This is a genomic window from Paraburkholderia fynbosensis (assembly GCF_902859935.1).
In the GTDB taxonomy this organism is placed as follows: domain Bacteria; phylum Pseudomonadota; class Gammaproteobacteria; order Burkholderiales; family Burkholderiaceae; genus Paraburkholderia; species Paraburkholderia fynbosensis.
Map to the genome: position 1 here is coordinate 21899 of NZ_CADIKI010000040.1, position 9813 is coordinate 31711.

General features: G+C 58.4%; 5 protein-coding genes and 4 pseudogenes. 5 read left to right on the forward strand and 4 right to left on the reverse strand.

Annotated elements, in window-relative coordinates; translation table 11 throughout:
* Positions 1–454 precede the first annotated feature (454 nt).
* The gene (locus HV770_RS36630; protein ID WP_175166299.1) at positions 455–1516 is read right to left on the reverse strand and encodes a YncE family protein; all 1062 of its coding nucleotides are present in this window, start codon (positions 1514–1516) and stop codon (positions 455–457) included.
* Between the two features lie 1071 nt (positions 1517–2587).
* Here HV770_RS36630 and HV770_RS36635 point away from each other — a divergent pair.
* The 3 genes and pseudogenes from HV770_RS36635 to HV770_RS36645 all read left to right on the forward strand — a co-directional run.
* Entirely contained in the window at positions 2588–2866 is a 279-nt protein-coding gene (locus HV770_RS36635; RefSeq protein ID WP_175166300.1) for a metal/formaldehyde-sensitive transcriptional repressor, read from the forward strand.
* A gap of 8 nt (positions 2867–2874) precedes the next feature.
* Positions 2875–4143: a CDF family Co(II)/Ni(II) efflux transporter DmeF gene (gene dmeF / locus HV770_RS36640; RefSeq protein WP_175166301.1), complete on the forward strand. Its 1269-nt coding sequence runs from the start codon at positions 2875–2877 to the stop codon at positions 4141–4143.
* A 3-nt stretch (positions 4144–4146) separates the two neighbouring features.
* A pseudogene (locus tag HV770_RS36645) lies at positions 4147–4323 on the forward strand (DUF1289 domain-containing protein); the annotation flags it as partial.
* Between the two features lie 131 nt (positions 4324–4454).
* Here the strand turns inward: HV770_RS36645 and HV770_RS36650 are convergent.
* From HV770_RS36650 to HV770_RS36660, 3 genes and pseudogenes are all read right to left on the reverse strand, one after another.
* Positions 4455–6149 (reverse strand): hybrid sensor histidine kinase/response regulator, encoded by a 1695-nt coding sequence (locus HV770_RS36650; protein ID WP_175166303.1) that lies wholly within the window; start codon positions 6147–6149, stop codon positions 4455–4457.
* Positions 6150–6928: 779 nt separating this feature from the next.
* Positions 6929–7510, reverse strand: a pseudogene (locus HV770_RS36655) (hypothetical protein); the annotation flags it as partial.
* A 678-nt stretch (positions 7511–8188) separates the two neighbouring features.
* Positions 8189–8836 (reverse strand): annotated as a pseudogene (locus HV770_RS36660) (IS6 family transposase); the annotation flags it as partial.
* 88 nt (positions 8837–8924) lie between these two features.
* On the opposite strand from HV770_RS36660, the gene HV770_RS36665 reads away from it, so the two are divergent.
* Positions 8925–9080 carry a hypothetical protein gene (locus HV770_RS36665; protein ID WP_175166304.1) on the forward strand — a complete coding sequence of 52 codons (156 nt, stop codon included), beginning with the start codon at positions 8925–8927 and terminating at the stop codon, positions 9078–9080.
* Positions 9081–9141: 61 nt separating this feature from the next.
* Positions 9142–9603, forward strand: a pseudogene (locus HV770_RS36670) (SDR family NAD(P)-dependent oxidoreductase); the annotation flags it as partial.
* Between the last annotated feature and the right edge of the window lie 210 nt (positions 9604–9813).

Genomic DNA, 9813 nt, shown 5'->3' on the forward strand with positions numbered 1-9813 from the left:
TAAGCACAGGACCAGTGTTTTCGGAGAGCGCTGAGGTATCAATACGTCCCATCAAGACATCTTCTGCCATTCTGGAAATTGCGATGGCCGCTTCCTCACTGTTCCGGTTTGTCACGACTCCGACGCGGCGCAATGGCCCTCCACACAGACATACTTCCTGGGGATGCCACGCCTTCGGTGCTCTACGATGGCTTATGTCGCAATCACGGCAGTAGCTCATAAGAGGCTCTTCGTGCGTCGGACAATAGAGCATCAAAGGCGTCAGATGAATACGAAGCCAAACGGGAAACCCGCGAACCTTAAGGTCGGCTTCCATACAGCTCATATAGATACCGCACCCGCAATTGCCGACGATGACTTGGCCGGCGTCAAGACGACTACGTAAGCGGCCTGATTCCTGTTGCGCTGACTGACCGAGACGTGCTGTGGCTTGCCTTTGCGGCGACACAGGACATCAACCGGCATCCTGGCGTTGGGGCTCGAGAATACGCAGCATCGTCCGCCCGCCCAGGCTCTTGAGCGGAACGTAGATTCGATGTGTCTTGGGGTCTACGGTGACGACGTGTGCATTGGGGCCGACACGAGTGTCGCCCAGTTTTGAAATTGCGCCGGCTTCTACCCGAAACATCGAGAGGACGCCCGCCTCGCTGGCGACGTACAGCAGATGGAGGGAGGCGTCGTACGCAAGGACGTCCGGGTCCTTTCCCACATCAAACGACGATGACACGCGCATCGTCTGCATGTCGAGAACGACAAGCCGGTCGTTTCCTTCGCAGGCGATGAAAGCGAGCCTTTGGTCAGCGTCTACCAGCAGTCCGTGATTGCGCTTGGCGCCCGGCACATCTATCCGCGCAACAACCTTGCCACTGGCTGGGTCGATTTCGACCAACTGGTTCCGCGTCTGGACGTTGACGAAAATATGTTTCGAGACCGGGTCGTACTGAGTATTGCCTGCCTCTCCCCCTAGCGGTGTGGTTCCGACGCGCTGATTGGACGTCACATCTATAACGGTGGAAGTGCCGCCCGTCTCATCGGAGACAAAGAGCCTGCGAGCTTCAGGTGCGTAGGCCATGCCGTCCGGATATACGCCCGCAGGTATGCGTGCTGTGATTTCTAGCGTAGCCGGGTCGATGACGACCACTTCATTTGTCCCGGTAGCGGACGCATAGACCCGCCCCAACTCCGGAACTGCCAGTACACCGTGAACCGAATTGACGTTGGTGATGCGCCCAACGACGCGAAACATGTCGGTGTCGAAGACAACGACCTCGCCATCACCTAAATGAGCGATGAATAGTAGATGGCGACTGGAATCGACGCTTTCGTAATCGAAACGCGTCGTCTTGCCACCGAGCGGCACGTCGGCGACCTCACGTAGCGGCAGTCCTGAAAATCCGAATGGCCCGTCCTTGCTCGCCGGACCGCTTGAGACAGACGCAAGCGAAATAATCGCGAGTGTCACGGCGACGAAGGTGCGAAGCGTCAATGCCCGGTTCCACGAGGTCACGATTGTCATCCCAGCGTCATCTTTTCTATGCTGCCGGCGGCCATCCGTCTTTTCGACCTGGCATCTAGCGCCCCTTGCTGTCAAACATGTAAAGCGTTATGCCGTGTACGTCTACCGGCATCCCATCGTTCACATGAAGCGGTGCTGCCACGGCGCTGGCGGAAGCAAGAAAACAAACAGCGATACCGCCGCCTGCACAATATTCGTCCTCCGTATCGGAAATCCATGCTCGCTAAAGTCATATGTGACGCTCAGCTCAATTTTTGCATCGCGAGCACTGACGAACTTGTTCTAGTGTGCAAGCTTTACACTCTGGCGCACACAGCAGCGCGAGGTCATAGCTAATCTTCAGCATCCCGCATGCCACAAGCGGCGCGCGTTGCCCGATTGACTGATTGATTGCAGCGGCGCGACAAACCCCCGGCACTTATTCTGGTGGCTATTCGCTACGCATTCCTCCAGCTCGCCCTCATGCATTGCAAAGTAGTCACAATCCCGATTGCGACTGCCGAACGCGCCATGGCCAAAGCCAAGTGTGAGATTGGCGTTGGTACGATTCTCGGCGCGCCCTTGTGTTGCATAGCGGTCTCTTGCTCTCCGGTAACCATGCCTGCTCGGGTGCGCTCGGGGCATGGCTGGCGAGCGTGATTAAGCCCGAAATCATGAACGGGCGGTGGTCGTCTCTTTCGCATTGATGGCAGTGTGGATTCTCATTCCGGACAAGCTCGAGGTGGACAACCAGGGGATGCAACGGTGCGACCGCAGATGCAGTGCGAGCTCCTACAAAAAAGCCCGGGCATCCGAACATAGCTCGCTCGCGGAGGTCGTCATATTGGGCCGCCACTACTCGCAAGGAGGCGAGCAGGGTGTAGTGGTCTGCGTTCGGCTTTTGCACGGCCCACCTTCATCCAGTCAGAAGTCGCGAGTAGCGTCGTCCGGCGCATACATGTTCTCACAAATCATAGGTCAAACTTTGCCGCCGTAAGTCCTCGATTGTGACGCCTGGTTGACTATACCCCACTACCCTATACAGGAATAAGCTTGAGATGTATACTCCCCCACGGTATATGGAGGCCAATCATGAGTCACACCGTTCGCGAAAAACAGAAACTTCTGAACCGAATCCGCCGAATCAAGGGACAGGTTGAGGCCATCGAGCGTGCGCTTGAGGAAGAGCGCGGATGCAACGACATCCTTCAGCAAATCACGAGCTGCAGGGGCGCGATGAACGGTCTGCTGGCGGTAGTGCTCGAGGACCACATCCGCACCCATCTGGTCGACGCGGAGGAAGCAGGCGATGGCCGCGACGGTAGTGCGACAGAGCAGTTAATCGAAGTGGTCCACAGCTACTTCAAGTAGAGACAGAGATGAACCAATTTGAAAACACCGCTTTTGGGGCGGGCCACGACCACATCTTTCTGGGCGCAGGTCACGAAAGCAACGAGCGCAAGACGTGGGCGGTGATTGCGCTGTGCAGCGCGATGATGCTTGTTGAAATCGTCGGCGGTAACATGTTCGGATCGTTGGCGCTTGTCGCCGACGGCCTGCATATGTCAACGCACGCCGGCGCCATGCTGATTGCGGCGTTGGCATATATGTATGCGCGTAAACATGCGACCGATTCCCGCTTTGTTTTCGGTACCGGCAAGCTAGGCGACCTGGCAGGGTTCACCAGCGCTATCGTGCTGGCGATGATTGCCCTGCTGATTGGCTACGAAGCCGTCTCGCGGTTTCTCTCGCCCGTGCCCATTCACTTCGGCGAAGCAATTCCAACCGCGGTGGTCGGGCTGCTCGTCAACATCGCCAGTGTCTGGTTACTGAGCGGTGACCATCAGGAACATAGCCATGGTCACAGTCACGGGCATGGCCACGATGAGCACGCGCGCGAAGACGAGGCTCAAAGCGTATCCGCGCCATCAGGTGTTTTCGTTTTGTCCATCTTTGAAGATGGCGTGCCTCCCGTATTTCGCATCACGCCAGAAACCTCGAATTCGAAGCTCGATGCGGCCGCTGTTTCTGTGACGACAATACGGCCTGATGGTACACGGCAGCCTTTCGCGTTTGCTGACCGGGGTGGCTACCTGGAGTCGAAAGAAGACATCCCCGAACCGCACGCGTTCAAGGCTACCGTCCGGCTGTCCGATGGCGAGCATGAAGTCGAATTTGAAGAGCACGACCATGACGATGTTCATGAAGCCGCCGTCCGTGACCACAACTTCCGGTCTGCTTACATCCATGTGATGGCAGACGCGGCAGTCTCCGTGCTGGCCATTATTGGTCTCGTGCTGGCACGCGGGTTTGGCTGGCTGTGGATGGACCCGCTCGCGGGTGTCATTGGCGCACTGGTGATTGCGAACTGGTCCTACGGTCTGATTCGCGATACAGGGGGCATTCTGCTCGACATGAACCCCGACAGGAAGATGGCCGAGAACGTGCGTCACGTGATTGAAGACAACGGTGACAAGGTGCTCGACCTTCACGTGTGGCGCGTGGGTCCTGGTCACATGAGCGCCGTGGTATCGGTTGCGACCAGTGAATCGCAACGTAGTCCGAGCTTCTATCACTCCGCCCTCAAGCGCTTCAAGGGCCTGTCGCATGTGACGGTCGAGGTGAATCCCACCCGCGCGGCGGCTTGAGCAATGGCAGTCAACTCACCGTGTATCGACGTGTGCCGAATTGACGGAAAATCCGGTTTGTGCGTGGGATGCTTCCGTACTCGCGAGGAAATTCGCGACAGGAAGACGATGACAGACCACCGGCGTCATCAGGTCATCAATGACAGGTCTCGCCGGATGGCTAAGCTGCAGCTTGAATCACCGCACCCGTTGTCGGATAGCGAGTGCGTGAGGGAAATTCTGAGAACGCGAGCTAGAGGGCGCTTGTGCTTCGCGGTTGAGCGTTAGTTCGTGCGGCGACCGATGCAAATGGCGCAACCCGGTTCGAAGAGCTACTCCATATGGCCCAGTCCTGCATCCAACTGGCGTGAAAGTATCCGCTCGAGTTTGTCCAGAGAAAGTGGCTTCGTCAGGTGGAAGTCGAAACCAGCAGCAAGCGCTCGGGACTTGTCGGATTCGGCTGCGTAGCCGGTGAGCGCCACCAGCAAGACGTCGTTGAATCTAGGGTCCAGCCGGACGGCGCGGGCGACCTCAAAGCCGTCCATCACCGGCATCCCGACATCAATGAGCGCGACGGTGGGGTGGTGCTCCGACATCAGCCTGATTGCGTCGGCTCCGTTGTCCGACGTAGCGACTTCGTAACCTTCCACTTCTAACAGAATTTCCAGGGCCTCCAAGGCGTCGCGATTGTCGTCGACAACCAGCAGTCGTGCCCGCTTGGTCCCAACACGTGGTTTGACCTGCCGGGCTATGTGCCGGTCAGCCGTTGACATCAGTATCGGCAATCTGAGCCGTGCCATCGTTCCACAGCCAGGACCGTCGCTGTGCAAGGTGATTTCTCCGCCGTGAAGCTCCACCATGCGTCTGGCGACGGCTAGTCCAATTCCGAGACCACCTTCCGCACGCGCTGACTCGCTAGCGCCTTGCGTAAATAAATCGAATATTCGTTCCCGAGCAGTGGATTCAAGGCCAATGCCATTGTCCTGAATCTCTATGAGCACTGAGCCAGACAGGCCGTCATCTGAGCCGCAAGCCCCGACGCTTATGTTCAGCCGGATGTCGCCGCCTACGGCCGTGTATTTCGCGGCGTTTGAAAGCAGATTGCCGAGGACCTGACTTAATCGGACGTGGTCAGCGCGAACAGGGACCTGGTCCTCGAGGCCCGTGATGGTTAGCTTATGCTTACGCGCCTCAATGTGATGCCTGACTGCTGACAGGGCGTCGAACGTGATGTCGTTGAGAGATGTGTCGCTGAGCTTGATAGCAAGCTTTCCGTGCTGCAGGCGGGCGGCATCCAGAAGGTCGTCCACGAGCGTGCGCAGATGTCGCATCTGCCTTTCTGCGATATCTAGCACGCCGGTCGCTCGCTGATTATCGGCGCAAAGGCGCTTTGCCGCGCCAATGGCACTGTCTATCGGTGCCATCGGATTTCGCAGTTCATGGGCAAGCATCGCGATGAAATCGTTTTGCCTGCGCTCGCTTTCCTCGCTGAGCTCGCGCGCGTCAACTATCGTTAGCGAAGAGCCCGCGAACACAGCAAGGTTCGATAGCAGCCGTGCGTCTTCGAAGTCAAATCTGCAATCGTCCCTGTGGGACATGACCCATATCGCACCCAAGTCTCTCCCGGCTACATTGATTGGGACAACGACACCCTCCGGGACGCATATACCGGGGAATGAGAGAGAGGGAAATTGCGCCTGCGGCTCCACAAATAGCTGCGCGGTGCCGGCCTCGAGTGCGATTCCGCAGGGACACTCGTCCCAGGCGGTCGTCTTACCCTGCAGGCCCACACAGAGTCCTGAAACGGCAAGCCAGCGGAAGACCTTCTTGCCCTCTCCCTGCTCAATCAGGCTGATGCCCGCGCTGCCCGCCGAGCATAGTGACAGCGCCGCATCCGCAATCGCCTGGAGAAGGTCTGGACGTGAGCCAGCTTGGGCGCGGGCAAGCCCAACGAGTGCATGATTTTCGGCTGCGTAGTCTGGCGTTCGAGCAGGTCGTCGGGCGAGCTCGCCAGTGTGACCAGGCATGCGGCTATCCAAGGATGATAAAGACGGGAGACTGGCATGAGCCAAGGCTCGGCGCACATTCGCGACCGGTTGCCGGTTAGCGCATCTTTCACCGTACCGACATTTTTAACATTACGGGAGGAGTCCGGCGAAGTCAACGAGGGGCAGTCCTGTGAGTTTCGGCAAACAGGTCCTTCGCAGGGTCCCAGCCCGCAACGGCGACGGCCGGTCGAGGCACGTCAGCCCTGCCACCGGGCGCAATCTGGAACTGAGCCGGGTGTGTCAGCGACCGATTCTTCGCCCCCGCTCAGACGACACGCAGCGCGAGCCGCGGGACTGGAACTGGTCAATACACAACCGACGTGCCGTATCCACGAACACGTCGACCTGGCAGGGCTTTCGGAGAAAGACAGACCAGTTGATTTCGCCTGCCGCAGGTCGTTCGATAGCACTATGAATAATAATGGGCAGACCTGCCAGCCGGCGTTGAGCCCTTATCTCACGGCACAGTTGGCCCCCGTTCATCCGTGGCTGCGTCCATGATTGAGAAGTGATGGTCTTCGTGCGCCGTAGCATTTTCCATACCCAGCCCGGCCTTCTCAGGTCCCGCAGGCGGGCGGTAACGGTGCAGCAGAACGCCCCGGAGACTGTTTCGACGGTCGTCGCCTCCCGCAGCGCACTACACCCGCTTACAAATCTCACACTCACCCGGTGCACCGTTCTTGCTGACACACTCAACGGAGCGCGACATGAGCACCAGCCTGCCTTCCAGTTCACCGCAACGCAGCCGTACCCACCCCTTTTCGCGGCGCAGGAGGAGTGGGCTGTTCGGCCATCTGGCTTCGACTGTTCCTGACGGCCCTGGGCGACCCGCCCGCTGTTTTCTTCGGCATCTGCGCTTCCCCGGACAAGCTGTCTTCAGGATATCGTTGCTGGCCGCCGTCCAGGACGGAAGGCGGCATGGGTGTTTCCGATACTACGTCTGGTTCGTCGTCGGTCTGGACGAAATCGAGCGGTGATTTCAGGCGGGCGATGGTTTCGGCTGCGAGCGCAGGATTGGGCTGGTCAAAGAAACCGTGAGGCAACCCAAGCGTGGTTTCGATGTGAAAGGCGGTCTCTGGCGTAAATCTCTCGCCCTTCATCAGTTCGGCCACCCGCGCCATGTTCGATCCAAGTCCCAGGGCGATATTCTCAGCACCCACCGTATCGACCAGAAACTGGAACGATCGCGTCTTGAAAATGGAGGCGGTCTGGGCGGTGTCACGGGCTGGTGCATTCACGTGCGGTGGTCTCTGCCGGCTGGACGGAGATTGCTTTACGTGACGAGGTTGGCGCTGGCCGCTGTCCCGAGGTCCCGCATATCGTCCGCGGGGTTGACTCATATAGTAGGGCTCCATGCGATCATTGGTTTGCTGACCGTGTGATTATAAATGAGGCGATGCTGGCATTGGACGCGTCAACGACGCCGTCGGGCGAAAACGCACGCGGGAACCAAACATAGCGCGGTATTGAGTCAGTGTCGGCATTTTCCAGTCGCGATCTGGTTAAGCTCGACCTGTAAAGCAACGCATAGTCTCCCTTCCACCGGTCAAAAGAACACTTTCCAATATCAGGCAGCGATGGAAGATCGCTTCGCCGGCGCTATCACGTTCAGCGCAAAGGCTCCCGCCGGCGGTTGATCCGTCGGTGGTGATTAAAGGGGCCACTTGCGCAGTCAGCCGCGCAAAAATCCGGGCGGATTTCTTCAGGTCGAAATGATTCGGATCGCCAGGCATTATACGCGCTCACGTCGCCGACGACGCATGAGCCTGTTGACCTCCGAAGTGCTACGGAAGCGCACACAGCTCGTTTGCTGAATCGCATCGCTGGTATCCATCAGGAAAGGCTGCTCGCCAATTGACGCCGTGATCCCTTCAACTTGCATTTCGCGAGGACGGCTGCGGTGCAAGTTGCGGGCGCAAGCGGAAAACGGTGTATTCACCATCGAATCGTCGTGCGGAAAAGACTGACTTCCAAACAGCGGGCGCAGTGGTATCTTTGAGGCGCAACCGTGCGAGGTTGAACTGACCTTTGCGAATGCGATGCATCAACTCCACGCCCGATATCGTAATGGCCGCATTCCTGAAGCGTTTGAAGCCGAGCATTGCGTTGACCCTGGACTTGATGTTGCGATGATCCTGCTCGATCAAATTGTTCAAATACTTCGACGATCGCAATGTCGTGTCCGCAGGCAGAAACTGGTCCGCCTTCATTTCCCGCACCGCGCGGTGAGACGCAGCGTAACCGTCCAGCGTGATTGTCTTCGGAGCGAGCCCTTGACTCCTGATCGCTTTCGCGAAGAAAGCCTTGGCCGCAGCGACACCGCGCCTGGCGCTGAGCTGGAAGTCGACTGTCTTTCCCGCGCGGTCAACTGCCCGGTAAAGATAGACCGATTTGCCACGGACTTTCACATACGTTTCGTCGACTCTCCATGAACGATCAGCGGATTTTGCAAACCGGTCCCAGCGCTTGAGGAACTCCGGCGCGAAGCGTTTGACCCAGCGCATGATCGTGGTGTGCGCGAGCGACAGTCCGCGCTCGGCCATTATTTCAACGAGGTCTCGAAAGCTGAGCTTATAACGCAGGTACCAACGCACGCACAGGACGATGACTTCGCGGTCGAAGTGGCGTCCGTTGAACAGCCTGTCGATGTCTGTCAGCTTACTCATAGCCTGCGTGCGCTAGTCAAAACCGGAGCATAACCTACTGGTTTCTCCGATTTGCACCGGAGCCCAGCAAACCGCGTGCAGTGACGGCATGCGCGACGCGCTCGCCCGATGGCATGCCGCATGGACCGGCAACTGGCAACAGGGCGCCGGCATGAATCCCGCGTCCCTGCCGCTGCAGGGCTGGATGCGGCGCTTCGAAGCGATGGCCAGGGGCATGCCGGACGGCGGCGCGGCATTTGGTTAGCGCACGGATTCGGCGACGCTTCCCATGACGGCTCGCCGCTCCGCGCAATCAGGAGAACAGCATGTCGGCTAAGCGCATCGCCTTCATCACCGGAGGCATGGGCGGACTCGGCGCCGCCATTAGCCGTCGTCTTCACGACGCCGGCATGGTGGTCGCCATGTCACATTCGGAGCGGAACGATCACGTCGCCACCTGGCTGATGCGCGAACGCGACGCCGGCCGTCGTTTTCATGCGTACGAAGCCGACGTGACCCGTTTCGATTCGTGCGCGCATTGCGCGCAACGCGTGCTCGACGAATTCGGCACGGTCGACATTCTCGTCAACAATGCTGGCATCACGCGCGACTCGAGCTTTGCCAAAATGAACAAGGACGCCTGGGATGCGGTACTGCGCACTGATCTCGATTCGCTCTTCAATATGACCAAGCCTTTCCTCGGCGGAATGGTCGCGCAACGCTTCGGGCGCATCGCGAATATCGGCTCGGTGAACGGCGCGCGCGGCGCTTTCGGTCAGACCAACTGGTTATGTCGCACTAAGAAAAGTGCGTTGAACAATGGTTCACATGCTGAGGACTACTTATACCGCCAACGAGTAGAACTGCTTCGCGGGAGTCTGTCCGATACCACAGTCTTTCATCTGCCCTTATATGAACGCCTCCCGTTTGCGACGGTTTTCGCGTGCTACGACTGTGGCAGGATGGGTTGCAGCTTTATATTCGGGCTTATTGCAGCC

What these genes read in the sequence shown, in the direction of transcription:
- HV770_RS36630 (WP_175166299.1), bottom strand. Translation starts at nt 1,516, where the DNA reads ATGACAATCGTGACCTCGTGGAACCGGGCATTGACGCTTCGCACCTTC.
- HV770_RS36635 (WP_175166300.1), top strand. Translation starts at nt 2,588, where the DNA reads ATGAGTCACACCGTTCGCGAAAAACAGAAACTTCTGAACCGAATCCGC.
- dmeF (WP_175166301.1), top strand. Translation starts at nt 2,875, where the DNA reads ATGAACCAATTTGAAAACACCGCTTTTGGGGCGGGCCACGACCACATC.
- HV770_RS36650 (WP_175166303.1), bottom strand. Translation starts at nt 6,149, where the DNA reads ATGCCTGGTCACACTGGCGAGCTCGCCCGACGACCTGCTCGAACGCCA.
- HV770_RS36665 (WP_175166304.1), top strand. Translation starts at nt 8,925, where the DNA reads ATGCGCGACGCGCTCGCCCGATGGCATGCCGCATGGACCGGCAACTGG.